A 514-nucleotide genomic window follows, 5' to 3' on the forward strand; every position below is an offset into this window, starting at 1 on the left:
CTGTTCGCCCTGCTCGGGTCGGTCCGCAGGCGGGCTGTGGTGCGGCTCGGGCGGGCGGTGGTGGTGAGCGGTACGGAGCCGTACCGCGAGGCCCTCACCCGGATCCCGCTGGACCGTGCGGCGGCGGGCACCACCGGGGGCGCCGCGCGCGAACTCTCCGGCGGGGGAACCCTGTTCGACCAGGAAGGGGGCGACCACCGCGACACCCGGCGCGCCGTCGCCGGGGGCCTGGGCGCCGCCGGTGTGGAGCGGTTGCGGCCCGTGTGGCGGGCCGTGCTCGCCCGTCGCCTCGCCCCGCTCGCGGCCGGGCATCCCGTCGACCTCGTCCCGATGGCCCGGGAGCTCGCCGGTGCGACCGTCCGGGCCCTTCTGGAGTCCCGCGCCGAGGCCTCGGCCCTCGCCGAAGCGGCGGCGGAGGCCGCGGCGGCCGCCGTCCGCGACCACCCCCCCCATCCCCCTCCACCCGGGCTCTCCCTCACAGCGGGGGGGGGGTCGGGACGGCTGGAGGGGATCA

1 pseudogene is annotated in these 514 nt (G+C 79.6%); it reads left to right on the forward strand.

What is annotated here, in order from left to right:
* Positions 1–514 (forward strand): annotated as a pseudogene (locus ACFUJR_RS22355) (cytochrome P450); the annotation flags it as partial.

Origin of the sequence: Streptomyces sp. NPDC057271, from assembly GCF_042668715.1 — a bacterium.
GTDB lineage: Bacteria > Actinomycetota > Actinomycetes > Streptomycetales > Streptomycetaceae > Streptomyces.